This window comes from Corynebacterium sp. KPL1995 (genome assembly GCF_000477935.1).
GTDB lineage: Bacteria > Actinomycetota > Actinomycetes > Mycobacteriales > Mycobacteriaceae > Corynebacterium > Corynebacterium pseudodiphtheriticum.
Map to the genome: position 1 here is coordinate 512,277 of NZ_KI515715.1, position 25,635 is coordinate 537,911.

The 25,635-nt window shown below is 56.3% G+C and carries 20 protein-coding genes and 1 CRISPR repeat array; of the genes, 14 read left to right on the plus strand and 6 right to left on the minus strand.

Annotation, left to right across the window (positions count from 1 at the left end; all coding sequences use genetic code 11):
- Positions 1–161: 161 nt before the first annotated feature.
- The 6 genes from HMPREF1292_RS02300 to HMPREF1292_RS02325 all read left to right on the plus strand — a co-directional run bounded on the left by HMPREF1292_RS02300 (position 162) and on the right by HMPREF1292_RS02325 (position 6,721).
- On the plus strand, positions 162–1,817 hold the full coding sequence (locus HMPREF1292_RS02300) for a sodium:solute symporter family protein (RefSeq protein ID WP_023018564.1): 1,656 nt from the start codon (positions 162–164) through the stop codon (positions 1,815–1,817).
- Between the two features lie 18 nt (positions 1,818–1,835).
- Entirely contained in the window at positions 1,836–2,168 is a 333-nt protein-coding gene (locus HMPREF1292_RS02305; protein ID WP_023018565.1) for a hypothetical protein, read from the plus strand.
- Between the two features lie 14 nt (positions 2,169–2,182).
- On the plus strand, positions 2,183–3,409 hold the full coding sequence (gene galT, locus HMPREF1292_RS02310; RefSeq protein ID WP_023018566.1) for a galactose-1-phosphate uridylyltransferase: 1,227 nt from the start codon (positions 2,183–2,185) through the stop codon (positions 3,407–3,409).
- Positions 3,402–4,703: a galactokinase gene (galK, locus tag HMPREF1292_RS02315; protein WP_023018567.1), complete on the plus strand. Its 1,302-nt coding sequence runs from the start codon at positions 3,402–3,404 to the stop codon at positions 4,701–4,703. Before galT ends, galK begins: the two co-directional genes overlap by 8 nt.
- A gap of 139 nt (positions 4,704–4,842) precedes the next feature.
- The gene (gene panD, locus HMPREF1292_RS02320) at positions 4,843–5,259 is read left to right on the plus strand and encodes an aspartate 1-decarboxylase (protein ID WP_034644993.1); all 417 of its coding nucleotides are present in this window, start codon (positions 4,843–4,845) and stop codon (positions 5,257–5,259) included.
- 1 nt (position 5,260) lies between these two features.
- Positions 5,261–6,721, plus strand: a complete 1,461-nt coding sequence (locus HMPREF1292_RS02325) for a DASS family sodium-coupled anion symporter (RefSeq protein WP_023018569.1) — start codon at positions 5,261–5,263, stop codon at positions 6,719–6,721.
- A 16-nt stretch (positions 6,722–6,737) separates the two neighbouring features.
- Here the strand turns inward: HMPREF1292_RS02325 and HMPREF1292_RS02330 are convergent, their stop codons facing one another.
- Entirely contained in the window at positions 6,738–8,045 is a 1,308-nt protein-coding gene (locus tag HMPREF1292_RS02330) for an anaerobic C4-dicarboxylate transporter (protein WP_034645561.1), read from the minus strand.
- A gap of 535 nt (positions 8,046–8,580) precedes the next feature.
- On the opposite strand from HMPREF1292_RS02330, the gene HMPREF1292_RS02335 reads away from it, so the two are divergent.
- The 3 genes from HMPREF1292_RS02335 (at position 8,581) to HMPREF1292_RS02345 (ending at position 12,728) form a co-directional block, all read left to right on the plus strand.
- On the plus strand, positions 8,581–10,218 hold the full coding sequence (locus tag HMPREF1292_RS02335; RefSeq protein WP_023018571.1) for an HNH endonuclease signature motif containing protein: 1,638 nt from the start codon (positions 8,581–8,583) through the stop codon (positions 10,216–10,218).
- A gap of 353 nt (positions 10,219–10,571) precedes the next feature.
- Positions 10,572–11,237: an MOSC domain-containing protein gene (locus tag HMPREF1292_RS02340; RefSeq protein WP_034644995.1), complete on the plus strand. Its 666-nt coding sequence runs from the start codon at positions 10,572–10,574 to the stop codon at positions 11,235–11,237.
- A 126-nt stretch (positions 11,238–11,363) separates the two neighbouring features.
- Complete coding sequence (locus tag HMPREF1292_RS02345) at positions 11,364–12,728, plus strand: MFS transporter (protein WP_023018573.1); 1,365 nt, start codon at positions 11,364–11,366, stop codon at positions 12,726–12,728.
- 224 nt (positions 12,729–12,952) lie between these two features.
- On the opposite strand, the gene HMPREF1292_RS02350 is transcribed toward HMPREF1292_RS02345, so the two are convergent.
- The 3 genes from HMPREF1292_RS02350 to HMPREF1292_RS02360 are packed head-to-tail and all read right to left on the minus strand — an operon-like array spanning position 12,953 to position 14,865.
- Entirely contained in the window at positions 12,953–13,783 is an 831-nt protein-coding gene (locus HMPREF1292_RS02350) for a VOC family protein (protein ID WP_021352049.1), read from the minus strand.
- Entirely contained in the window at positions 13,783–14,103 is a 321-nt protein-coding gene (locus tag HMPREF1292_RS02355; protein WP_023018574.1) for an RNA-binding S4 domain-containing protein, read from the minus strand. Before HMPREF1292_RS02355 ends, HMPREF1292_RS02350 begins: the two co-directional genes overlap by 1 nt.
- Before the next feature lie 33 nt (positions 14,104–14,136).
- Complete coding sequence (locus tag HMPREF1292_RS02360; RefSeq protein WP_023018575.1) at positions 14,137–14,865, minus strand: SDR family oxidoreductase; 729 nt, start codon at positions 14,863–14,865, stop codon at positions 14,137–14,139.
- Between the two features lie 32 nt (positions 14,866–14,897).
- On the opposite strand from HMPREF1292_RS02360, the gene HMPREF1292_RS02365 reads away from it, so the two are divergent.
- On the plus strand, positions 14,898–15,950 hold the full coding sequence (locus tag HMPREF1292_RS02365) for an AbrB family transcriptional regulator (protein ID WP_023018576.1): 1,053 nt from the start codon (positions 14,898–14,900) through the stop codon (positions 15,948–15,950).
- 532 nt (positions 15,951–16,482) lie between these two features.
- Here HMPREF1292_RS02365 and HMPREF1292_RS02370 read toward each other — a convergent pair.
- The gene (locus HMPREF1292_RS02370) at positions 16,483–16,758 is read right to left on the minus strand and encodes a hypothetical protein (protein ID WP_023018577.1); all 276 of its coding nucleotides are present in this window, start codon (positions 16,756–16,758) and stop codon (positions 16,483–16,485) included.
- A gap of 249 nt (positions 16,759–17,007) precedes the next feature.
- Here HMPREF1292_RS02370 and HMPREF1292_RS02375 point away from each other — a divergent pair, with 249 nt between their 5' ends.
- From HMPREF1292_RS02375 to HMPREF1292_RS02385, 3 genes are read left to right on the plus strand one after another with little or no spacing between them, the layout of a single operon-like run.
- Entirely contained in the window at positions 17,008–17,838 is an 831-nt protein-coding gene (locus HMPREF1292_RS02375; protein WP_023018578.1) for a MetQ/NlpA family ABC transporter substrate-binding protein, read from the plus strand.
- Between the two features lie 30 nt (positions 17,839–17,868).
- The gene (locus HMPREF1292_RS02380; protein WP_023018579.1) at positions 17,869–18,927 is read left to right on the plus strand and encodes a methionine ABC transporter ATP-binding protein; all 1,059 of its coding nucleotides are present in this window, start codon (positions 17,869–17,871) and stop codon (positions 18,925–18,927) included.
- Positions 18,927–19,604 carry a methionine ABC transporter permease gene (locus tag HMPREF1292_RS02385; protein WP_023018580.1) on the plus strand — a complete coding sequence of 226 codons (678 nt, stop codon included), beginning with the start codon at positions 18,927–18,929 and terminating at the stop codon, positions 19,602–19,604. Before HMPREF1292_RS02380 ends, HMPREF1292_RS02385 begins: the two co-directional genes overlap by 1 nt.
- A gap of 566 nt (positions 19,605–20,170) precedes the next feature.
- On the opposite strand, the gene HMPREF1292_RS02390 is transcribed toward HMPREF1292_RS02385, so the two are convergent.
- Positions 20,171–20,518 carry a hypothetical protein gene (locus HMPREF1292_RS02390; RefSeq protein ID WP_023018581.1) on the minus strand — a complete coding sequence of 116 codons (348 nt, stop codon included), beginning with the start codon at positions 20,516–20,518 and terminating at the stop codon, positions 20,171–20,173.
- A gap of 120 nt (positions 20,519–20,638) precedes the next feature.
- Positions 20,639–22,436: a CRISPR direct-repeat array (repeat unit 28 nt; unit sequence GGCTCATCCCCGCATGCGCGGGGAAAAC).
- A gap of 367 nt (positions 22,437–22,803) precedes the next feature.
- Here HMPREF1292_RS02390 and cas3 point away from each other — a divergent pair.
- The gene (gene cas3 / locus HMPREF1292_RS02395) at positions 22,804–25,596 is read left to right on the plus strand and encodes a CRISPR-associated helicase Cas3' (protein WP_156912280.1); all 2,793 of its coding nucleotides are present in this window, start codon (positions 22,804–22,806) and stop codon (positions 25,594–25,596) included.
- Positions 25,597–25,635: the final 39 nt, after the last annotated feature.

Sequence of the window (25,635 nt, forward strand, 5' to 3'; positions counted from 1 at the left end):
ATGAATGCGCCGCAAAGCATCTTTCATGTGATGGTTACCTAACTTGGGTAGTTTTCGCTGCTGGGTGCACATCCATTTTCCTTCACACAGGGACCGAGCGGGCCAGCAATGCAGGTCTTCCTCGGCTTTGGGGAAGGCCTATTTTCCGGGAGGTTCCCGTTATGCAGGAAGACGCCCTGCTTTTGAATGCATCCTGGGTGGACTACACCCTGGTGGCGATTTATTTCTTGTTCGTGCTGGGCATCGGCTGGGCAGCGAAGTCAAAGGTGTCGAGTTCCATCGACTTCTTCTTGTCCGGACGCTCTCTACCAGCCTGGGTAACGGGCCTAGCGTTTATTTCCGCCAACCTGGGTGCTGTCGAAATCGTCGGTATGTCCGCAAACGGTGTGCAGTACGGCTTCGAGACGATGCACTACTTCTGGATCGGAGCAATCCCAGCAATGGTATTCCTGGGTATCGTGATGATGCCGTTCTACTACGGCTCCAAGGTTCGTTCGGTTCCAGAGTTCATGCGCCGTCGTTTCGGTAATGGTGCGCACCTGGTCAACGCCTTGTCATTTGCCTTGGCGCAGCTGCTGATCGCCGGTATTAACCTGTTGCTGCTGGCCAAGGTCGTCAACTCGCTGCTGGGTTGGCCGCTGTGGGTCACGCTGGTGATCGCCGCCGTCATCGTGCTCTCCTACATCACCTTGGGCGGCCTGTCTGCTGCCATCTACAACGAGGTGCTGCAGTTCTTCGTCATCATCGCTGCCCTGCTACCACTAACCTTGATTGGCCTGCACAGCGTCGGCGGTTGGTCTGGTCTGAAGGAAAAAGTAGCTGATCCAAGCCACTTCAGCGCTTGGCCCGGTACGGAAATTTCTGGTTTCGACCACCCAATCGTTTCCGCGATTGGCCTGGTCTTCGGCCTAGGCTTCGTGCTTTCGTTCGGTTACTGGACCACCAACTTCGTTGAGGTGCAGCGCTCCATGGCAGCGGATTCGCTGTCGTCGGCACGCAAAACCCCGATCATTGGTGCGTTCCCGAAGATGTTCGTGCCGTTCATCGTCGTCATCCCTGGCATGATCGCCGGCGCCACCGTCACCCCGCTGATGGATGGTTCCGCGGAACCGAACGACGCCATGCTGTACCTGATGCGCGATCTTCTGCCAAACGGCCTGCTGGGTATCGCTTTGGCTGGTCTGCTGGCTGCATTCATGGCTGGTATGGCCGCGAATATTTCCGCATTCAACACCGTGTTCTCCTATGACCTGTGGCAAACCTACATGGTCAAAGACCGGGAAGACGACTACTACACCCGCGTCGGCCGCTTGGCGACGATCGGCGCCACCGTCATCGCCGTGTTCACCGCGCTGCTGGCGTCGAACTTCGGCAACGTCATGGACTACCTGCAAACCTTGTTCGGCTTCTTCAACGCGCCGCTGTTCGCCACCTTCATCCTGGGTATGTTCTGGAAGCGCATGACCCCAACCGCTGGTTGGGCTGGTCTGGTCGCCGGTACTGGTTCTGCGATTGTTTATTGGGCGATTGCTACCTTCTCTGCTGTCGAATCCGGCCTGTTCAACCTGCCGGGCCAAGGCACCGCGTTTGTCGCAGCATCGCTGGCCTTCGTCGTGGACATCCTGGTTTCCATCGTCGTGTCCCTGGTCACCAAGCCAAAGCCGGACGAGGAGCTGGTGGGCTTCGTCAAGTCCGTCACCCCGAAGGAAAACCTGACCGACGCCACCGAAGATGGCCTACCGTGGTACCGCCGCACTGTCCCGTTGGGTGTGCTGTGCCTGGTGTTGGTCGTTATCCTCAACATCATCTTCATCTAGCAAGGAGCACGCATAATCATGAGTACACAAGGATCGCAGCGCTCCCACACCGCCGGCGCATTCGACATCCGTAACGTCATCGGCGCACTGCTGGGCCTGTACGGCCTGATCTTGCTGCTGAGCTTCTTCTTCCTGGACCCGGGCGTGGATGCCGCGACGGGTGCAGCGAAGGATTCCTCATATAACCTGTGGACCGGCGTGGCGATGCTGGTTGCCGCCGGTGTGTTCTTCTGGTGGACGAAGGCCAACCCGATCAAAATCGACGAGACTGAAGCTGGCGCTGAGGCTAGCAACAACACTGAGGCTAGCGCTGCAGCTGAGCCACAATCCGGCGATTCCACCACCCGTTAAGTCTGGAGTTTTCCATGCAGCATCCGATGCGCATTACCCGCACCCAGCTTGCCGACGGCCGCGAGCTGCTCTACTTCGATGACACGCCAGAGTTCGTCTCCGGCGAGCGCACCCGCACGCTTGTCGACGAACGCGAGTTGCCCGCCGCCACCAGCGCTTCGGAGCTGCGCCAGGATCCACTGACCGGCGCCTGGTATACCTATGCCGCGCACCGGATGAACCGCACTTTTTTGCCGCCGGCGAATGAAAACCCGCTGGCACCGACGCGCCCTGGTCAGCTGCCCACCGAGATTCCTGCCGACGACTACGACGTCGTGGTTTTTCAAAACCGATTCCCGTCGCTGGCGCAGTCGGAATCACAGGCTGGTTTGGGTGCTGATTCTGGTTTGGGTGCTGGCTCTAGCCCTGCAACAGGCACGGCCAAGCCTGCTTTCGTGCCCAGCAAACCAGGCCATGGGCGCTGCGAAGTGGTGTGTTTTACCCCGGATTCGCAGGTTTCTTTCCGGGACCTGCCGTATACCCGGGCCCGCACCATCGTCGAGGCCTGGGCGCACCGAACCAAAGAACTTTCCGCGCTGCCTGGCATCGAGTACGTCTACCCGTTTGAAAACCGGGGCGAGGAAATCGGTGTCACCCTGCAGCACCCGCACGGCCAGATTTATGCTTATCCGTTCGTTCCGGAGCGCGCCGCGCAGATCGCTGCCCGCACGCAGGAATTTCGGGAAGCGCAAGGCGGGTCTGGCGCTGGCGCTGGCACTGGTGGCGCTGAAACCGGCCCAGATCTGTTCGACCACATCCTGGAATGCGAGCATGCCGACGGCCAGCGCGTCGTCGTCCAGGGCGAGTATTTCACCGCTTTCGTGCCCGTCGCGGCGAAATGGCCCGTCGAAATCATGTTGGTCCCGCACCGCGCGGTGCCGAATTTTGCGGAACTGCACGATGCCGAAAAACACGAGCTGACCCAGATGTACCTGGATATTCTCGGGCGCATGGATCGCTTTTTCGACGGCGTCGAACGCACCCCGTATATTGCGTCGTGGAATCAGGCCCCAGTCAATGCACCGGAGGATGGTCGGTTACACCTGCAGCTGTTTTCGCTGATGCGTTCGCCGGGCCGTATGAAGTTCTTGGCTGGTAGTGAGTCCGGCCAGGGTGCCTGGATTTCCGATACCACCCCGGAGCGCATCGCCGCACGATTCCGAGAAGTCGCAGAAAACGAGGTCGCCGATCACGATGGTTAATTGGTTTTCCACCCGCAGCAACGAGCAGGCAATCGCCGATGTCACCGCGCTGTTCCGCGAGCACTTTGGCCAGGACGCACAAGACAATACTGGGCCGGGGCGCTCCAGCACCGAACCCGCTGGTGTGTGGTCTGCGCCGGGGCGGGTGAACCTGATCGGTGAGCACGTCGACTATGCCGGTGGTATCTGCCTACCGTTTGCGTTGTCACAGCGTACCTACGTGGCTGCGGCGCTGAACCACGATGGCGTCTACCGTGTGGTCTCGCAGTTTGGTGCTGAAAACACGCAGGCAGAAATCATGCACGAAGAAATCGCCATGGACCAGGTTTGCCCTGGTTATCCGGATAATTGGGTGGGCTATGTCGTCGGCACGGTCTGGGCCGCGGGCCTCGAGGTGCCGGGCCTAGATATCGCGATTGTCTCGGACGTGCCGGTGGGCGCCGGGTTGTCGAGTTCCGCAGCGCTGGAGTGTTCGGTGGCGTTGGCGGCAGCAGATTTGGCCGCAGGCCTGGCAGCAGATCCGGCGTCGGATCTAACCGAAACCAGTACTGACCGCACCGCTTTGATGCACGCTGCCATCCGCGCGGAAAACGAGGTCGTCGGGGCCTCCACTGGTGGTTTGGACCAGCGCATTGCGTTATTCGCCGAGCCGGGCCACGCACTCGCGATTGACTTCGCCACCGATTCCACCCACCAGGTGCCGTTCCAGATCGCCGACCGTGGCTTGGCCGTGCTGATCACTAATACAAACGCACCGCATTCACTTGCCGACGGCCAGTACGCCTCACGTCGTGCCGTCGTCGATGGCGTGACCGCTGATCTGGGCGTGGATAGCCTGCGGTATGCCGACGATGCCGAGGCCGCATCTGCGCGCTGGGCGGAGGCCAACACCCCCGAAGATGTCGATGCTGCTTCGTGGCAGGAGGTCGTCGGCAAACGGGTGCGGCATATCGTCAGTGAAATCTCCCGGACGGCGGAAGCGATCGAGCAACTACGGGCTGGTGATCTGGCAGGCTTTGGCGAATCTATGCAGGCCAGCCACGCGTCACTACGCGATGACTATGAGGTCAGCGTGGCGCAGTTGGATGTTTCGGTAGACGTCGCGATGCAACATGGTGCGCTGGGGGCGCGCATGACCGGCGGCGGTTTTGGTGGCTCATCAATTGCTTTGTTGCCTGCTGAGAAGGTGGAGCTGGCCGCGGAGGCCATCGCGCGGGCTTTTGCCGAGGCCGGTTTTGCCGAACCCGAGTTTGCGGTGGCGCTTCCGGGGGCGGGTGCGCGGCGCGAAGCGTAGCGTGAGCTGCGGGTTTTATTCCTACTAGTCTATTTATCGCTTTTCTACCCGACCGTTTATCACCCCATTAGCACGCCGTTTATCACGCCTTTATCCGACCATTTATCACCACACCACCACGACGACTAAGGTATGTGCCGTGTTGCGTACCATGCTGAAATCCAAGATCCACCGAGCCACGGTCACCCAGGCTGACCTGCATTATGTCGGTTCCTGCACCATCGACGCCGCGCTGATGGAGGCCGCGGATATTCTCGAAGGCGAGCAGATCGACATCGTCGACATCAACAACGGCAACCGCCTGACCACTTATGCGATCACCGGTGAGCGCGGGTCGGGCATCATTGGAATCAATGGTGCAGCCGCGCGGCTGATTAATCCGGGAGACCTGGTGATCATCATCGCGTATGCGCAGTACAGCAACGAGGAACTACGCGACTACCGTTCTCGCGTGATCTTCGTCGACGAGCACAATAAGCAGCTGGAGGCCGGCGCCGATCCCGCACATGCACCGGAGGGCTCGGATCTGCTAAACCCGCGACACCCGGAGGGCTAAGATGTCGACAAGCGCGAAGCAGTCTGACCAGGAACAAGCACCCAAACGGTCCGCGAAAACCGCCATCCACGTTGCGCTGATCGTCGCGGTCACCGCGATCATTTACTTCCTACCCGCACCCGAGGGCGTCGACCCGCGCGGCATGCACATGGCGGGGATTTTTGTCGGCACGATTTTGGGCTTGATTTTACAACCCTTGCCGACGGCTTCTGTTGCGTTGATTGGCCTGGCTGTGGCCATGATTACCGGCACGATGGATGCCAAGGAAGAGGCGCTGCAAGGCTTCGGCAACTCCACGATTTGGCTGATCGTCGCCGCGTTTTTCATTGCTGATGGTTTCTTGATCACCGGTTTTGGTCGGCGCATCGCGTTGTTGTTTGTGTCGGCGTTGGGGCGGAGTTCGCTCGGGCTGTCTTATGGCATGGCGCTGACGGATTTGGTGTTGGCTCCGGCGACGCCGTCGAATACCGCGCGTGCTGGTGGTGTGGTCTACCCGATTATTAAGTCGCTGGCGCACGTGAATAATTCCCGGCCGGATACGGATGAATCGCGTAGGCGGCTGGGATCTTATCTCTCGTTGACTGCGCTGCAGGTCAACACGATTACTTCCGCGATGTTTATTACCGCTATGGCGGGTAACCCGGTGGCGGTGAATCTCGCTGCTGACCAGGGCATCGACATCAGCTGGGGCACATGGGCATTGGCTGGTGTGGTTCCGGGCCTGGTGGCTTTGGCCGTGATGCCGTGGGCCATGTCGAAGGTGTACCCGCCGACGTTGAAGAAGACCCCGAATGCGCCGGGCCACGCCCGTGCTGAACTGCGCGACCTGGGACCGATGACCACCGCCGAGTGGATCATGCTGGCGACGTTCGCGCTGTTGCTGGGGCTGTGGATGTTTGGTTCACAGTTAGGTGTTTCGGCTACCTCGGCGGCGTTTTTGGGGATCGCTATTTTGTTGGTGACGAAGGTGTTGACCTGGAAGACGATGGCTGCGAATAATGGCGCCTGGTCGACGTTAATTTTCTTCTCCGTGCTGGTGGGCATGGCTAGCCAGCTCAACGAGTTGGGGGTCGTCGACTGGATTGGTGCAGGTGTCGCTGGTGTGATCGGCGGAATGCACTGGATTGCGGCCTTTGCGATCTTGGCGCTGGTGTATTTTTACGTGCACTACCTGTTTGCTTCGAATACCGCGCAGATCATTGCACTGTATTCCGTATTTTTGGGTGCGGCTGTCGCAGCGGGTGCGCCGCCACTGTTTGCCGCGCTCATGTTGGGTTTTGCCAGCAACTTGATTGGCGCGTTGACGCACTATGCTTCCGGCCCAGCTGGGCTGATTTACGGTTCCGGCTTCGTGAAAACCGCCGAGTGGTTCCGTGTCTCATTTATCGCTTCGGTGATCAACATCGTCATCTTTGGCGTTGTCGGCACCGCCTGGCTCATGCTGCTAGGCATGATGAGCTAGCAGCGGTCACCGAGTATTAGAGAATCACAGAACCAAAGAGGTAGCCCAGCAGCACAGAGCTGGCGATGCTGACCACGCCCGGGATCAGGAATGGGTGGTTGAACACTGCTTTGCCGATGCGCGTGGTTCCGGTGTCGTCCATTTCGACGGCCGCCAGCAGCGTTGGGTACGTCGGCAAGATAAAGAGTGCGGATACTGCCGGGAAGGCTGCGACGGCTGTGACCGGGTTGACGCCCAGGGCGAGGGCCGCTGGCATGAGCGCTTTGGTCGTCGCTGCTTGCGAGTACAGCAGTGCCGCGCCGAAGAAGAGGACCACCGCAAGCAACCATGGCGAAGATTCCAGAACACCACCGGCGAGGTTTTGAATGTCGTCCAGGTAGTGGTTGATCAGCGTGGTTCCGAGCCAAGCCACACCCAATACGCACACGCAGGCAGACATGCCTGATTTGAAAACCGGGGTATTGAGAACGTCGCCAGCGGGGACTTTGGTGAGCATGACGATGATCGTCGCCGCCGTCAGCATGACCGTCATGATGGCTTCATTTCGCGGCAAGGTTGGCTCGGCGATGAGGCCGACCTGATCGGAGGTGATGGTTGCCCAGGCCATGACGATGACGATAGCGGCGAGGAAAATCAAAACAGAGGCTTTGGCACCAGCTTGCGGCTGGTAGTTTTTTGCCCCGAGTGGTTCTGCCACCAAGCCTTGTGCTTTGCGCTCCAGGTAGACGGGGTCGTCGACAAGTTCTTTGCCGAATTTATTGGCTAACCAGGCGGCCGGGAAGATTGAAATAAAAGTTGCTGGGATGACAACCGCGAGCACCTGCAGGTAGCCAACGCCCATCGGTTCCAGCAGGCCAGCCAGCAAAACGACGGCGGCGGAGATCGGTGAGGCACAGATGGCCATTTGCGAGGCAACAACAGCTACCGACAGGGGGCGTGATGGGCGCACCTTGCCTTCTTTTGCAACTTCCACGATGACCGGAAGCGTCGAAAAAGCCGTGTGACCAGTACCTGCGAGGACCGTCATCAGCCAGGTAACGATGGGTGCGTAGAAGGTAATGCGCTTGGGGTGTTTGCGCAGGAAACGCTCGGCAATGTGCACGAGGTAGTCCATGCCGCCAGCACGTTGCATCGCTGCGATCGCCGCGATGACCGTCATGATGATGGCGATGACGTCGAAAGGAATATCTTCCCGGGTTACGGGAATTCCAGAAAGGCCCAGCAGAACGACGCCTAAACCGCCGGCCATACCGATGCCGATGGAACCAATTCGTGCGCCGAGGAAGATGGCGCCGAGCACGATAGCAATGTGAACAATAATCACGCCCATGCTCCCTTTCATTTTCTTGTAGCTGCTTGTAGTTGCCTGTGGCTGCTTTGACTGCTTGTAACTCTATTTAGTTGTTTACAGTTATGCCCGCACTTCCATTGTCTCGCACTCAGTCGGTTTGATTTTCAAAATCAGGGCATTTGTGGTGCGCCCCATATGTGTTTTATCCCTCCTCACGCCGACGGATTTTTAGCCAAACGCCTGCCAAAAACCAGCCCGCAACGGTTCGAACATAAATAACCTTTCATATTCAGCACACTAGCAGACCGATGCGACAAATACGAACATGCCTTCTAGTTTAACAAAATAGCCATGATCTCGTGGATTCTCGAGAAACAACCCCAAAACCTTGCCATTATCAGCAGTTTTACATGCATATTCACACACAACACCCAAGTTCGCCAGGGTTCCATAGCATTGTGTCCCAAATTTATGGGGCATACTTTAATTCGAACACCATTGCTTTTTAGCCTTTTCATCGCTAGACTAAAATCATTCTAGTTAGCAATCACGTTCGGGGAGGGACGTCGTGGCAAAGAACAACCATCGCCGCAAGAGCCAGCAAGGCGTCCAGCATTCTTCTGGGTTCCCAGAGGTATATTTCACCCACTGCAATCCACACGATAAAGACGCCATGACGATGCTGGAGCTGCGTCGTCACGCTTATTTTGCGTGGAAACGAATCACTGATCTTGCCAGCGATGATTACGACCTCATGTTGCGGTATATCACTGCAGCCAGCGGTGTTGGCAGCCACAAGGCCGGTGACATCGCCAGCGCGTTTTACCGCATGTCAGACCTTCCGCAGCTGCGCGAGCTAGCAACCTCGATGTGGCAATTAGATCTCGAACATTGGATCACCATTGATCGTGCTCTGAATAAAGCAGGTGCCGTCAATGCCAGCCTGTTTGCCGCCATCGATGAGCTGCTCGTAGATCTCCTCACTCCTACCAAACCTAACCAGCAGATGGCGTCGAGAAGAGTCATAAGAAACCGGATCATTCGCGAAATTGATGCCCTTGATTCCTCGGTGCACAAAGACAAGAAGAAGGAATCACCCAGGAAAACCTACGATGTTAACGATATTCCCGATTTTGAGCGAAACGATACCGATACGCATGAAATTCGCTTCGATACTGACGCCGCCACTGCAGTCACAATCGATGCGCACATCCGTGAGCATGCGAAACAAGCCGGACTTTCGCTTCGCGACGCCACTATCGATCTGCTCTTGGGCAAAACACAAACATCCGTGACCCTAAATTGCTACCGTGCCAACGACGTTGCCGACGCCCCACTGTTCGTCTCCACGGATACCGGTGCCGGTATAACCACGCTGTTTGGCACCGCTGCCGACAACCTAGCCGACCAAGCTTGCAAGCACCACGACATGGATGCCGCTGCGAACCACGAGGTCACAGGCTATGCCACCACACCAGCCATGCGCGCTGCCGTAACCGGCCGCGATGGACACTGCCGCTACCCAGGCTGTGAGGAACCCGCAACCATATGCCAAATGGACCACGTCATCGAATACAACGACGGCGGGCCCACAACCCCAGCCAACCTCATTTCACTGTGCCAGCACCACCACAACATCAAAACCGACAAACGCACCCGCCCCATCTTCGAACCAGCCACCGGAACCATCGTGTGGTTATTCGCCGACGGCACCTGGCAATCCACCGAAGCAGAAGGCCCACTAGCTAAGCCAAACCGCCGGTGGGTACAAACCGTGGCACAGAAAATGTCGTGCTACCGCAATTCCCAGCGCGAGGAAGCACAAAAAATGCAGCGCCTGGCCGCAGAGAACAACCAAACAGATACACCGGGCATGTCGAACTCGTCGCAAACCCCGAAAGCATCCGGAACTTCGAGATCATCCAGAACATCGGAAACAATGACGGAAGAGCAACAGCTCTGGTACAGCGACATTTTAAAACTACAAAGCATGCTGAATCACGACAGTTTCCGCACGATCAAAATTGCCGCCTGCCGGAAACACATCAACAAAATCCAACAAGCAATCACTGCGATACGAAACCTCGACCCAGTGGCTGAATCCCGGGATCGCACAGACGAGTGCACAATCACTCAACCCAAGGTTGCAGGCGACCCCTGGGTGGCAGCCGCCCGGCAGAAGTCTGACGATCCACCACCGTTTTAAACTTTGAGGTGTTATTTCAATCATTATTCGTCGTGTTCACGCCCATTGAGTCAGCGATCGCCGCTCGTTTAACATAAGGAGTTTCGTGCTCCGCCATCACAGCCAAAAAATCCATCTCCCGCTTCGTAGCATTCTTCCAGCGGGCAAATTCGCCAAATACGTATACTTAAACCGTTCAGCGAAACTCACCACATCAATAATCACATCCTGAGTATGGCTTAGCCCCGCACATAGGGTCATCAACGGCAGCTCTGATGACTCTGATTGCACATGTTGCCAAGCACAATCGTGCCAGTACTTCTCGATTCAGAACACCACGCATTCAGGCCATCAGACTCTGCCAGAATGAAACCATGAAGGTCATCTCCACCAACGTCGCCGTCCGCCGGGCTGATCCGAGTAGAAGGCATACATACACCGGCATCGACAAACAGCCACAACCAGCCATTGAATTATCCACTCCCGGCCCACACTATGGCGACGGGTCCGGGATCATCGGTGATTCCATCGGCGACCACGAACACCACGGAGGCGCCGACAAGGCCATCTACGCCTTCGCCCGCGAAGAACTCGACTACTGGGAAACCGAACTACACCGTGACTTTCGCAATGGATTCTTCGGCGAAAACCTCACCACCAGCGGAATCAGCCTGGCAAACCTTCTGATTAACCAACAAATCTCCATCGGCGACGCACTCTTAGAAGTCTCTATTCCACGCAGCCCCTGCGCCACGTTCGCCGGCTGGATCAACGAAAAAGGTTTTCTGAAATCCTTCACCAACCACGGCGACTGCGGTGCGTACCTGCGCATCATCACACCAGGAACCATCACCGCAGGTGACGGCATGGAGCTCGTCGGCAAGCCAGACCACGACGTGACCATGGGTATGGCCTTCCGCGCGAAAATGGGCGATATGGACTTAGCCCGGCACGTCGTCAAGATCGGTTGCCTAGCGCCGGTGCATCACAAGCAGCTGGAAGCAAAGCTCACGAAGTACGATACGCAGGCCCGAGGCTAGCGACGAGGCAGAATCAAGAAGAACGTGCAACACATTAGCCACAGTTCACGATTACTCAATGCACGACCCTAACTCATACACAAGACTCATATACAAGCAAGCCCCGCCCCTCCCGAAAGGACGTCTATGACGATAACCACGGCACCGACGATCTCAGCGAAAGAACGTCGCCGCGTAATCGCGGCAACCACCATCGGCACAGCAATCGAATGGTACGACTACTTCCTTTACGCTGCCGTCGCTGGCCTGGTCTTCAACCAGCTTATGTTCGGCCCCCTAGAAGGCGGCTTAGCGACGATCATCTCCTTCGCCTCGGTCGGCCTTTCATTCCTATTCCGCCCGCTCGGCGCGATCCTTGCTGGTCACTTCGGTGACAAACTAGGCCGACGCACCGTCTTGATGGTCACGCTGTTTGCCATGGGTGGTGCCACCACCCTGATTGGTTTGCTGCCAACGTACGACACCTGGGGAATCTGGGCTCCAATTCTGCTGATCACACTGCGCATCATTCAGGGAATTTCCGCTGGTGGTGAATGGGGCTCAGCTGTACTGCTGGCCGTAGAGCACGCTCCAAACAACAAACGTGGCGTATACGGCGCTGGCCCGCAGGTCGGTGTGCCTATGGGTCTACTCATGTCCTCTGGTGTTCTGTCGATCATGAACACCATCGCACCAGGTGACGCATTCCTGGAGTGGGGTTGGCGTATCCCGTTCCTGTTCAGCATCGTTCTGGTGGTCATTGGCTATGCCGTGCGCATGGGCGTCGACGAATCCCCGGTTTTCCGCGAGATTTCTGAACGCAAAGACGCCGAAGCACCCAATCCCATTGGCATCCTATTCAAGCGCTATTTGCCACTCGTATTCACCGCAGCGCTGGTCTTCGCGGGTAACGGAGCCGTGGGTTACATGACCACTGGTGGGTACATCCAGAACTACACCACCAATCCAGAAGGCCCCATTGGTCTGGCTCGTGGCGATGTCCTAAACGCTGTCACCTTATCTGCTGTGACCTGGCTCTTCTCGACGCTATTTGCTGGGTGGGTCTCCGACCATATCGGACGACGAATGACGTACCTGATCGGCTTCGTGCTGCAGGGCATCGGCGCAGCCGCACTATTCCCGCTGGTGAACACAGGCTCATTGGGCATGCTCTACCTGGCACTCATCGGTCTAACCGTCGGTTTGGGCCTAACCTACGGTCCACAGTCCGCGCTGTACGCGGAGCTATTCCCGGCCTCAATTCGTGCTTCCGGCGTATCCATCACCTATGCCATCGGGTCCATCTTTGGTGGTGCCTTCGCCCCAATGATTGCCGCCGCTCTGCTGGAAGCTACCGGCACCACGTTTGCAATCTCTGTTTACCTAGTCGGCATGTCCACTGTCGGGTTCGTCTGCACCTTCCTGCTGCGCGAGCGCAAAGGCATCCCGTTGGGGCCAGAGCAGGAAGCACAACAGATGACTGGACACTTCACTTTCGGCAAAAATTACTGACCGCAGTTATTCCCCAAGCACTGTCAGCGGGACGACGAAAACGCCGCAGAAATTGACTGGTCAAGATGGCGTTTTTGATAATCATGCACACCCTCAGCCTAGCAGCCTGCGGCATTTCTCCACTTCTGACTACTGGATTTCTCCAACCCTGCCTACCGGATTTCTCCACCAGAAGGTGCGGCATTTCTCCACCCAGATCTATGGCACGAAACTACGACGCAAGCCTACGGCAGGTCGATGCCGTCCAGGGGATCTTCTTCGCGGCCTTCCTCCGGTGCTTCTTCTACCTCGCACAAAGTGACGGTGGCGCCGGTCGGATCCGCGATCAAGCACAGTCGCCCGAACGGCGAATCCCACGGCTCGCGGATCACTTCCCCACCCAGCTCGGCACAACGACGCGCGGCTTCGTCAGCATCGGAGACTCCCAGATACGTCTGCCAAAAGCCCTTGACCTGCGGCGGGAACTGCCCTTCGGCCTTCCACAGGCCCGCGAAAGGTGCGCCGTCGGCCATCGCCGCGGCATACGTACCATTCGGATACACGCCGTCGGCATCGGCTTCGTCGTCGGTCAGCGTGCGGATGCCCCAGTCGAATAGCTCGTGATAAAACTCCACCGCATCCTCAAAACCGGCATTGCAGGTCAACTCATGCCACACCGGGGTCGACGGCTCACCAGCAGCGATGAACTTATCCTCACCCTTCGGCTGCAACAGGCCAAACAGGCCACCGGCGGCGTCGGCAAGCACGGTCATAGTGCCCAGCTCCACCTCGCGCGGGTCCGCCAACACACTGCCGCCGAGCTTCTGCACCTTCGCGATGTCACCGGCGATATCGGCGCTCAAGAAATACGTCACCCAGGTATCCGGCGCATTCGTGCCTTCCGGCTGCGGAATCACCCCGGCAACCGGCAAACCCTGCAGGCGCGCGATGCGGTAATCATCACCGCTGATCTCCCAGCCCAACAGCTCGGAATAAAACTCGGCCGCGGCCTGCGGGTTCGAGGTGGTCAGATCCGTCCAATAAGGCATGCCAACTTCGGCAATAAATGCGGGCATTACAGGTTCCTCCACTTCTCGGGATCAAAATCGTCATCGGCGGTGGCTTCGTCAAAGTAATCGTCATCAGCGAGATCATCGCCAAGATCATCTGCCGCAGCCACCAGCACGCATTCGTCGTCAATGCACACCACATCGCCAGGATGCAGCGCGGCGCCACGCTTGTCGACGGGCGCGCCGTTGACAGTCACCGCACCGGCAGCAATCAGCTCTTTCGCCTCCCCACCGGTGGCGACCAGGCTGGCCAGTTTGATGAATTGGCCCAGCTTGATCGACGCACCACTGATGTGGATCGAGGGGTAATTATCCGCAGTCGTCATAGCGGCCAGGTTACCGAACCGCGGCGGTATTCCTTACACCTGGTCGCGCGGGGTGATCTGCATGGTGTCGATGTTCATGTGCGCAGGCAACGCCACAACCCAGCGCACGGCCTCGGCGATATCCTCAGCGCTCAGATTCAGCTTGTCGGCATAGACCTCGGCGGCTTTTTCAGCATCGCCGCGGAAGCGATTCAGCGAAAACTCCTCGGTGGCCACCCGGCCGGGATCGATCTCTGTCACCCGCAGCGTACCCGGGTGTTCCAAGCGCAGCACCCGGTTGAACGCGCGCACCCCGTGCTTGGCGGCGTTATAGCCCGCACCACCGGCATAAGGAGTCCAACCAGCGACCGAACCAATATTGACCACCAGGCCGGCGTTACCGTCCACCGCCAACAGCGACGGCAAAAACGCTTTGGTCACGCGCACCGTACCCGCGACGTTGACCTCATACATGCGGTCCCAATCTTCCAGCGAGGATTCCGCGATCGATTCCAAGCCAATCGCACCACCGGCGTTGTTCACCAGCAGGTCGATGCGCCCAACGGCAGCCGCCAGCTTGTCGACGCTTTCCTGGCTGGTCACATCCAGCTGGTGCGCGGTGGCACCGATTCGTTCTGCGAGTTTCTCCAGCCGATCCATTCGGCGGGCAGCGATGACCACGCGCCAGCCGTCGTCGGCAAGAGCTTTCGCGGTGGCGGCTCCGATACCAGAGGACGCGCCGGTAACCAGGGCGGTTTTCTGCTGAGTAGTCATGGCCCACATGGTAGTGGACGGGCGGACTACAGTGGATAGCGATGAGACCGCATTCCTGGCGATGGTTCCTGCTCGCACCGGCGTCCGTGGCGCTCGGGTGGGCGCTGGATGCGGTGGGGTTGCCCGCGGCCTGGATCATCGGCGCGATTGTGGTGGCGGGCACGTGGAGCTTGTCGACGGGCGAGCAGCTGAATGTGCACCCGCTGTTTTATCGGTTTGGGCGCGGGATCATCATGACGCTGGCGGCGGTGCCGTTGACGCAGATTCCGGCTGCTGACCTGCTGCATTTCCTGCTTCCCGGGTTGTTTGTGACCGCGTTTACCGTGACCGTGGGGGTGGCTGGTGGCGTGCTGTTATCGCGTGCGCAGCCGCGGCACATCAGCCCGGAAACGGGTGTGCTGTCTATGTTGCCGGGTGGGGCGTCGGTGGTGTCCACGTTGGCGATCGATTTCGGGGCGAATTTCCGCTACGTCATGCTCACGCAGTATTTGCGGGTGCTGGTGCTGTCGCTGACGCTGCCGGTGATCGTGCATCTGTTTATGAGTGGGCAGCTGCACGAGGAGGGTTTAAGCAACGATAGCCCCTGGTGGATGCTGCTGGTTTTCGCCGCGATCGCCCTGGGCGCCGAGCCGGTGGCGCGGAAGTTGCGTGTGCCCGCGGCGACGGCGTTAGGGCCGCTGTTGGCGACGGTGTTGGCGGCCGCGCTGCTTCCCGACGACGTCGAAGTGGCACCGCCGGCGTATTTGGCGATTGTCGCGTTTTTGTCCATCGGCTGGGTCTGCGGTGGTTCTTTGCAGCGCGATACGCTGGCGTTTTTCGCGAAGCAGTTGCCTGCGACTTTCGCTTTCTTGGGTGCACTGATGGCGGTGTGTGCGCTGAGTGCGTGGCCACTGACGGGGTGGCTGGATATCTCGTATTTCGAGGCCTACCTGGCCACCAGCCCTGGTGCGCTGGAGACGGTGTTGGCGTTGTCCGCGGAAGGTAGCGCAGGCGCCGAGGTGGTGGCGATCCAAATCATCCGTTTATTGGCCGTGTTATTGCTGGCTAGCTGGTTGCCGCAGGTGCTGCATGGGGTGCGGAAACTGCGGCGGTAGGTGCGGTTCGGCCGGTGGGCGCGGTTCGAACTGAGGCCAGACCTAACAAAAATAATAAGCGCTGAAGTCTCGTGGAAGCTGCTATCGTTCACTCAAGACATATAAAGTAAGGAGCGGCTAATTATCTATAAGGCGTTACTCAATGGACTACTTGGAATAGCCATTGGCGGAATTGCGATCCTTATAGTGTGGGTCACGCTTCCCTCCCCTGAGTCTCCTTGGTTCTTCTTTGCCGCTTTTCTAGCAATAACCGCTGTCAGTGCTGTAGCTGAAATCATCCAAGGTTTAACAAAAAGAAAGAGAAAGAAGCCGGATTCAGGCCCAACCTGAACATAACACTCAACATAACACCGGTGTTATGTTATGTGGGAAGTTAAGGTGTTATGTTCGCTCACTACACTCATTTTTGGCGACATGCCAGCCCTTTGACCAGTAGCTTTAGCTCACCCGGCGCAACATAACACTACTTAACACAGGGTGTTATGTTATGTGAGAAGTTGAAAATTCACTCATCACCTCCACTACCCATTTGTCACTCCCGATACGCACGTGCCGCGTCTTCGTTCACCACTTTCGCAACGATTTCCATAATGACAAATATCGCGTAAGCTACCCCGCCCGCAAGTATTGCGCTAACAATCACAGTGGCGGAAATGAGAACGCCAGCAATAGCGCTTCCAGTGTCGTCTAAAGCAATAAAGAATGCGAGCACCCCGGCAATCACGCCGGCGCCAGTAGCGTAGCTGGCTAGTTTTTGCAGCTTCTCAGCAGTTTTGGTGTGGTGAGTGAATGGTGCATTGAATGTCATATTGCGACTCCTTATCGTTGGTTTCATTTCCCACCATTAAGCCTACGAGAACAGTGCACATACACCACACCCACATCGAACAATTAAGCGAATAAGCGCCATTAAGTAAGACAATTCCGCCATTCCGTACCGCTCTGTCTATACTTTTTGAACTATTTGGTCTACTGTGTGTAGACGTACGATTTCCTGCCAAGAAATCAGAACGAAACCAAACCCATTCGAAAAACAACCACGGACAAGGACCTACAAATGAAACAAACATTTTCCAAGATCACCGCAACAGTGGCAGCTACTGCTACCGCCTTTACCCTCAGCGCGTGCGCCGGTGGTGATGCCGACGACGAGAACACAATTAAAGTCGGCACTTCCCCCGGCCCCTACTCGGAATTATTTAAAGACGGTATTGCGCCAATCTTGAGCGATGAAGGTTACACCATTGATTACACGGACTTCTCCGAGTTGCGACAGGCCAACGTTGCCCTCACGGAAGACCGAGTTGACCTCAACGTCGACCAGCACATTGCGTACATGGACGTCTACAACAATGAAACCGGCGCTGACCTGATCAACCTCACCGATGTTCCGACGGTAAAGACCAAGATCTACTCAAAGTCCATTGGCTCTCTCGACGGCGTCGACAAGGGCCAAACCGTGGCCATCCCACAAGATGCTTCTAACCAAACCCGCGCATTCCGCATCTTGGTCAAGCTCGGCTGGCTGACCATGAATGATGATGCCGACGAGAAGCTCCTCACCGTTAATGACATCATGGAAAACCCACACGACCTGAAAATCCAACCGATGGATTCGGCCACGATCCCACGCGCCCTGGACGACGTTGATTGGGGCATCATCCCAGGTTCCATTTCCTATTCTTCCGGTGTGGACCCTGCGCTTGCCCTGGAAAGTGAGGATCTTAGCGACGACCTGATCTTGCAGGCAGTAACCACCGAAGATAAGAAGGATGCCAAGTGGGCACAGGCTGTCATCGATGCGTACAGGTCAGAAGAGTTCCTTGACTTCCTGGAGGGACAGAATGAGGACGACTACTGGTTCATCCCAGAGTCCCTAACCAACTAGTCCGGCCGCACCCTGATCTGCACATCTGCCATGCCTGAAGTATTATTTCGCGATTTACATAAGACGTTTACCAGTAAATCTGGTGAAATCAACGCGCTGCAAGACATCAACCTGGAAATACCGTCTGGTTCGATCTTTGGGGTCGTCGGCACCAGTGGCGCTGGCAAGTCCACGCTGCTGCGCGCCATCAACGGCCTGGAAAAACCAACCAGCGGTACGGTGCGCGTACTCGACCAGGACCTCGGCGCACTATCAAAAAAGCAGTTGCGTGGTCTACGCAGCGAGGTCTCCATGGTCTTCCAGCATTTCAACCTGCTAGAGACCCAAACGGTGGCGCAAAACGTCGCCATGCCACTGGTGCTCGCGAAAGCGAAGAAGCGTGAAATTGAGCAGCGCGTCACCGAAGTTCTGGAGATGGTGGGGCTAGCGGAACGCGCCGATCACCTGCCCAAACAGTTATCTGGCGGGCAAAGGCAACGCGTCGGCATTGCCCGTGCGCTAGTGACCAATCCGAAGATCTTGCTGTGCGACGAACCCACGTCTGCACTGGACCCGTTGACCACCGGCCAGATCCTCGATCTGATCATGCGGGTCAACGAAAAGCTTGGGATCACCGTCATTATCATTACCCACGAGATCGGCGTGATTGCCCGGATCGCCGACACCGTGGCGGTTATGGAAAACGGCCGGATCATCGAAAAAGGCTCGGTGACGGAGGTTTTTGCACACCCACAGCAGTCACTCACGCGCCGGTTCGTGGAAAATGTTCTGCCGCATTCGCTTCCCGACGCTGTACAAGAAGTGACCGACAATGCCGGTTACGGGGCAGTCGTTCGCTTGGTTCACAGGCACGGTGCTGCGAAAGACCTGGTTAATCACCTGGTTAACAAAGGCATTTCTACCGATATCATTCACGCCTCCGATACCCTGCTGCGCTCGGGAACTGTCGGGACTCTGGTGCTGGGTCTCACGGTCCACAATGCTGCGCACAAGACCACGGGCAACGATGCACAGGCCTCCAGCCTGCTCGACGAGGCGGTGCGGTGGATGAATGAGCAAGCCGATATTGATGTGGAGGTAGTCGGCTAATGGATATTACGCAGATCCTGGATACCAAGGTCACCCTGGAACAATATGCCGAGGCGGGCTGGCAAACCTTATACATGGTGGGGTTTTCCCTGTTGTTGGGCACGCTGGGTGGTATCCCATTGGGCATCATTTTGGTGCTGACCCGCCCACACGGTTTGTACCCGCAGCGCGTTCTTTTCCAGACCACTAACTTCCTAGTGAATACAGTACGTTCGCTGCCTTTCGTGATTTTGATGGTGGCGATCATCCCGTTCACCCGCGCATTGGTGGGCACTTCGATTGGCATGACTGCCGCGCTCGTGCCGCTGACGATCTTTATCGCGCCGTTCATGGCACGTCTCATCGAACAATCTGTGCTTGAGGTCAACGAAGGTATTTTGGAAGCGGCCGAGTCCATGGGGGCGTCGCTGTGGCAGACGATCCGGTACTTTTTGCTTCCTGAAGCCAAAAGCTCGATCATTTTGGCGCTGACCACGTCGACAATCACCCTGATTTCGGCCACGGCTATGGCCGGCACCATCGGTGGTGGTGGCGTTGGTGACCTGGCAGTATCCTATGGTTACCAGCAGTTCGATTCTGTGGCGATCATCCTGACCGTCATCATCTTGATCATCGTGGTGCAGGTGATCCAGGCGTTGGGCAATAAGCTCGCGCAGCGCGCTCGTAACGACGCCTAACCGATCGTGGGGACAGCCGCGCACAGATTCTGCCCTACCCCGCAATATGTTCCGCAGCCCGCGAATCATCCGGCAGCAGCGCACTCGCCTCACCGTGGGTGGTGATCACCAGCGCATCACGTGCACGCGAGGAAGCCGCATACAGTGAAGTGCCCTAAGAATTATTACTGGGCATACCAAAGTATTTCAGTCCGAAGTTCCATAGTTTTGACGCGTATACCCTGAGGAAAATATCAAAAGCCCCAAAAAGAGGAAAACACCGTACGGTATATACGACTTCACCATTACATATATCGTCAATGCGTAAAGAATAGATGACAATATATACAGTGTGGGACTTAACCTATCTATACCATTTGAAAACAGCTGAAATATTTTTTCACAAAGGTTGCAAATGTTAGAAATAGGGAAAATATCGTCGTACAGAAAAGTAGTACAACGGGGAATATCAAGTATTCAAACTTCCTTATTTTAATCCCAAAATCTAAAACTGCTCCTGCGAACCACTCATCCCCGCATGCGCGGGGAAAACCTACGGCATTGCAAATTGGGGAGAAGAATTAAATTCACGCCGCGACGAACTCAAAAACCACACCCCGCCGTGTAAGCTCCATCTTCACATGACCAAGCAACGTCTGGTATTCAAACGCCCTCATGCCCGTACGCTCACGGCACCGCGCATTATCATAAAAATAAGGCAGCAGACCACTGCGCTCCACCTCGGCGATAAGATCATCCGCGCGCTCAACCATTTTTTCCCACTTGCCCGAAATCCACTCAGCAGCATCAGCCGGGGGCTTATTCACTGTCTCCCACCGCTGCGCAGTCCTCACATTCACATAACACGCATTAGCCACATCCTGGGCCGATAGCCCCAGCGCAATGCGGAGTACGCGAAATTCACTAGATTCCATAATTATTTTTCTTCCTTTCGATTGTCTCGCCACACCTGTACCTGTGGCCTTTCGTCAATGTCGCCATCACTGCTACCGGCTGTATGGGGCGCGATAAAAACCGGTTTACGAAGCGCCCGGGGCTCATCCCCGCATGCGCGGGGAAAACCGTCGGCGTTTGGCATTCAGTCAACCTCCCGGGGGCTCATCCCCGCATGCGCGGGGAAAACAGTCATAGTGTGCCCTCTCCAAAACGGCTACAGGGCTCATCCCCGCATGCGCGGGGAAAACGTCGCAGCACTAGCCACCGCCGCCATAATCATTGGGCTCATCCCCGCATGCGCGGGGAAAACAACAACATCGTTGAAATGCACTGTGAGGGCGGGGGCTCATCCCCGCATGCGCGGGGAAAACGAAGCAATGTCGTGGGCTTCGCGCATGCAGTAGGGCTCATCCCCGCATGCGCGGGGAAAACTATCGCGGGCGAAGCGGAAACCCCACACAATTAGGCTCATCCCCGCATGCGCGGGGAAAACCATTCGGTATACCGTCTCGTCGCCGTATTCGAGGGCTCATCCCCGCATGCGCGGGGAAAACACAGTCCGGTCAACCGAGGCCCTAAAGTCCTCGGGCTCATCCCCGCATGCGCGGGGAAAACTTGAAACCCGGCCAAGCATTCCGGCCGACATGAGGCTCATCCCCGCATGCGCGGGGAAAACCCAGCAATACGAAGAGCACGCGAAGGACAACGGGGCTCATCCCCGCATGCGCGGGGAAAACCATTCGGTATACCGTCTCGTCGCCGTATTCGAGGGCTCATCCCCGCATGCGCGGGGAAAACTCGTCATTTTCGCCGGCGTTTTTATCCCCATCGGGCTCATCCCCGCATGCGCGGGGAAAACAAAGTGCTAATCGAATCGCGCACAATGATGGCCGGCTCATCCCCGCATGCGCGGGGAAAACGTAGTGCGAGGTTTGAATCACCACCCACAGGGAGGCTCATCCCCGCATGCGCGGGGAAAACTTAATCCACGCCGAAGTGCGTCGAAACGCCTACGGCTCATCCCCGCATGCGCGGGGAAAACGATGCACAGTCGGATTGGCTCGCCCCGGTGGGGGGCTCATCCCCGCATGCGCGGGGAAAACTCAGATGGAGCAACCCAAGTTGTCGATGACCTAGGCTCATCCCCGCATGCGCGGGGAAAACTAATGTGGTGATGGCAAGCCCTACACAATGCAAGGCTCATCCCCGCATGCGCGGGGAAAACAGCAGGATCTCAACGTCGCCGTCCATAGAGTACGGCTCATCCCCGCATGCGCGGGGAAAACAGGAGGCCACCAATGAGTAATAACCTGCGCGCGGGCTCATCCCCGCATGCGCGGGGAAAACAGCAGGATCTCAACGTCGCCGTCCATAGAGTACGGCTCATCCCCGCATGCGCGGGGAAAACAGGAGGCCACCAATGAGTAATAACCTGCGCGCGGGCTCATCCCCGCATGCGCGGGGAAAACGTTCGATTTGCGCGTTGAAGATAATTCCGTGCAGGCTCATCCCCGCATGCGCGGGGAAAACGAGCAAGGGCTGCCCCAGACTTCGTCGTAAAGGGGCTCATCCCCGCATGCGCGGGGAAAACTGCTATCTGCTGCATGTGGGACGCGTGAATCAAAGGCTCATCCCCGCATGCGCGGGGAAAACCTAAACGGGTATCAAGAATTCCTGATCAAAGACGGCTCATCCCCGCATGCGCGGGGAAAACCCCTTCACCCAACAAAACAGAAAGGCAACAATGGGCTCATCCCCGCATGCGCGGGGAAAACCGCCAGGGTGACCCTGGCTACCACGGCAAGGGGGCTCATCCCCGCATGCGCGGGGAAAACTGTTAGTTCAAAGTCGGTTGGGAATCCGCAAAAGGCTCATCCCCGCATGCGCGGGGAAAACACTCGCTGACCTGGATCAACACAGAGCATTCGAGCCAATTAGATATAACTTATCACGCACGATTACTGATATAAAGCCCCGCCAGCGCAGGGAAAAATTAGAACCATTATCAAGTAAAGGCTCACCCCCGCCACTGCGGGGCTATCCTTCAATTTAATATTCCAAAAGCCGCAGCTCAACAGACGCCCAGAATACGATTCGGTGTTTTTTCACAACTTACTTGATAAGGTTCCAAGGGGATATAAGTTGCAGCAATTTCCAGAACTTGCTACTACTGAAAAGTAGAGCACGTAATTAGCATTAACGAAAGAGCCAAATGGACACCACATCATTTTTGCCAAAATCTACAATTGATTTTGCAAACAACATGGAATCGTGGGTGACGAACAAAAGCCACCAAGCGAAATCATTGTGGGCAAAATCTGGCGACGAATCTGGCTACCTCAATCTTCCACAACATCTTGTCGACAGTGCCTGCACAGCTGCCGCCGTATTCGATATCTGGGTAAGCGATTCCATCAAGCAAAACCTCGGCCACCATCTTGGAATTTCGGTAGCCCAGCTTCGCGCTCTCTACACTTTCCTAGCCGGAGTGCATGATATAGGGAAAGCTTGCAAAACTTTCCAAACCCAACTCGACCAACTCCCAGACTACGCCCACCTAGCAGCAAATGTTTCGGATTCCGGGCTCGACACCACAAAAAGCACTCTCGAGCTGGGTCGACAAAAGATGCCTCATGGAATTGTATCTGGTGTTATCTTACAGTCCTGGCTCAGTCAACATGATGCAAAACCAAAATTAGCAATCTGGCTTTCATCAACCGTCGACGCACACCACGGAATCGCTTCTTCAAGCTCAGAACAAGAAAACATCTCCCGCGTCATGGATGAATACCCCACGTCTTGGCGCAATGTTCACAGCGAATTGCTCGACTCAATGGCAGAATCCACAAATTTTTACAAGATCATTGCCGCACTCAACAAAACTCGAAGCTTCCACGCTGGCGATGCCCAACTGCTTACAGGACTAGTTGTCATGGCCGACTGGATTGCATCAAACGCAGAAGCTTTCCCGATGCAGGTTACAGGTAGCCAAACCGAGCGAATAACCAACGGAATGGCCGCAACAGACCTTACTGGTCCATGGACAACAGAACTGCCACTTCAAAATATTGACCACTTTTTTACAAAATCTTTCGGCTGGCCAGATACGTTCACAGCGCGACCTGTCCAAAAATCCATGGTAGAAATCGCCCTAAACATAAAACAGCCCAGCCTTTTTATTCTCGAAGGCGAAACCGGAGTTGGCAAAACCGAAGGTGCCCAGGCAGCAGCCCACGTTTTGGGGCACGCGCAGCAATCTCAAGGAATTTATTTCGCCGCTCCCACAATGGCCACTGCGAATGGCCTTCTCGAACGCACCATCAATTGGGCCCAACAAACCACTGAAGCATCGTCAGTAGCATCCCTCTATCTAGCACATTCCAAAAACCAATTATCGCGGCCCTATCAAGAGCTCCGCTTCCGGGAGATCGGAGAAGATCGACTAAATCCCAACAATTCACATAAAACCAGTGGCGATGTCGTTGCCAGTTCATGGATGAGTGGTCGACGACGCGGATTACTAGCAAACATTGTCGTCGGTACCGTCGACCAAGTTCTGATGCTCGCTTTGCAGCAGCGTTACTCCATGCTCCGTCACACGGCGTTAGCTGGAAAGATCATCATTTTCGACGAGGTACACGCATACGACGCCTATACTTCCGACTACCTGGAAACCACTCTCGAATGGCTCGCATTTTATGGCGCATCCGTCATCATGATGTCTGCGACCCTCCCACCACAACGTCGGCAAGCACTAATTCAGGCTTATACCGGGGCGTCATCTGCTCTAGCGCCAAAAGCATATCCACTAATTACAGTAGCCAACGAAACTGAAACACAGTACGTGACACCGGAGCCAACACCGACAAACCTCACCGCACAGGTTCATATCATCGGCGATGAGCTCACTGCACTCACGACTCTACTGCAGGATTTGCTTGTCGACGGTGGCTGCGCCTTGATCATCTGCAATACAATCGCTCGCGCACAAGAAACATTAGCTGCTGTCGAAGAAACATTCCCCGGTGAAACTGAACTCCATCACGCAGGTTTTACCGCGCGGGATCGCACTGCAAAAGAAGATATGCTCCGCGCTCAGCTAGGGCCTGATGCAAACCGTTCAACAACGCGCCCATTCCGGAAAATCGTCGTTGCAACCCAAGTTGCCGAACAAAGCCTGGATATCGACGCCGATGTTTTACTCACCGACATCGCTCCAATTGACCTGCTAATACAACGACTTGGCCGGGTGCACCGCCACCAACGCCCGGCCAGCGATAGGCCTGATCAGCTGTGTAACCCCGCCATGTACATCCGCGGCGTTCATGCCCTCACACCAATTCCGGAGATCGATAGCGGCGCGATGACGATCTACGACCCCAAAATTATCCTCGCTACGCTGCTGCACCTGCCGGATACCTTCCGCAGGCCCGATGACATCGAACCACTCGTGCGGGCAGTCTATGAAGGTGAACAAAATATTCCCGCCGCCTGGCATGAGGTTTGGCAAACAGCCGAGGAAGAAAGCTGTGCGCGGATCGAGCGAGCGCATGCGCGTTCTAAAACCTACCGCACATGTTCACCGTTCGCAGCTAAAAGCTTGGAGAGACTATTCGAAAGAAAGCATCAAGATGTCATCAACAACAATGAAGAGACCGGCGCTGCCCAGGTACGAGACGCCGAACCCGCCGTAGAAGTAATCCCCATCATCGGAACAGATTATGGTTACACGCCGTGGGGCAAAAAAACAGAAATTCTGAAAAGTTCAGAATTGAATTATTCAGACGCCCACTACCTAGCGACAAGCACCGTACGTCTTCCGACACGAATGACCAGGTATGACCGTGATTTTGACGAGGTTATCACCACGCTGGAAAGAAATACGCCCGAGAACTGGTCGCAACACTTTCTACTTAAAGGACAGCTTGCACTTCAGCTAAATGCAGAGGGTTCATGTCAACTAGGACGGTTCCAGGTGTGTTATTCCAACCGGCTCGGAATCGAATGTTTGAGCGATACTTCCAACATTCGTGTTACCGCCAGCAATTACGTTTAATTACTAGTAACAAAGCAGCCCCGTACAAAATTAGAGGTG

Coding starts and splice junctions, on each gene's coding strand:
- HMPREF1292_RS02300 (WP_023018564.1), top strand. CDS start 162: ATGCAGGAAGACGCCCTGCTTTTGAATGCATCCTGGGTGGACTACACC.
- HMPREF1292_RS02305 (WP_023018565.1), top strand. CDS start 1,836: ATGAGTACACAAGGATCGCAGCGCTCCCACACCGCCGGCGCATTCGAC.
- galT (WP_023018566.1), top strand. CDS start 2,183: ATGCAGCATCCGATGCGCATTACCCGCACCCAGCTTGCCGACGGCCGC.
- galK (WP_023018567.1), top strand. CDS start 3,402: ATGGTTAATTGGTTTTCCACCCGCAGCAACGAGCAGGCAATCGCCGAT.
- HMPREF1292_RS02325 (WP_023018569.1), top strand. CDS start 5,261: ATGTCGACAAGCGCGAAGCAGTCTGACCAGGAACAAGCACCCAAACGG.
- HMPREF1292_RS02340 (WP_034644995.1), top strand. CDS start 10,572: ATGAAGGTCATCTCCACCAACGTCGCCGTCCGCCGGGCTGATCCGAGT.
- HMPREF1292_RS02345 (WP_023018573.1), top strand. CDS start 11,364: ATGACGATAACCACGGCACCGACGATCTCAGCGAAAGAACGTCGCCGC.
- HMPREF1292_RS02350 (WP_021352049.1), bottom strand. CDS start 13,783: ATGCCCGCATTTATTGCCGAAGTTGGCATGCCTTATTGGACGGATCTG.
- HMPREF1292_RS02355 (WP_023018574.1), bottom strand. CDS start 14,103: ATGACGACTGCGGATAATTACCCCTCGATCCACATCAGTGGTGCGTCG.
- HMPREF1292_RS02360 (WP_023018575.1), bottom strand. CDS start 14,865: ATGTGGGCCATGACTACTCAGCAGAAAACCGCCCTGGTTACCGGCGCG.
- HMPREF1292_RS02365 (WP_023018576.1), top strand. CDS start 14,898: ATGAGACCGCATTCCTGGCGATGGTTCCTGCTCGCACCGGCGTCCGTG.
- HMPREF1292_RS02370 (WP_023018577.1), bottom strand. CDS start 16,758: ATGACATTCAATGCACCATTCACTCACCACACCAAAACTGCTGAGAAG.
- HMPREF1292_RS02375 (WP_023018578.1), top strand. CDS start 17,008: ATGAAACAAACATTTTCCAAGATCACCGCAACAGTGGCAGCTACTGCT.
- HMPREF1292_RS02380 (WP_023018579.1), top strand. CDS start 17,869: ATGCCTGAAGTATTATTTCGCGATTTACATAAGACGTTTACCAGTAAA.
- HMPREF1292_RS02385 (WP_023018580.1), top strand. CDS start 18,927: ATGGATATTACGCAGATCCTGGATACCAAGGTCACCCTGGAACAATAT.
- HMPREF1292_RS02390 (WP_023018581.1), bottom strand. CDS start 20,518: ATGGAATCTAGTGAATTTCGCGTACTCCGCATTGCGCTGGGGCTATCG.
- cas3 (WP_156912280.1), top strand. CDS start 22,804: ATGGAATCGTGGGTGACGAACAAAAGCCACCAAGCGAAATCATTGTGG.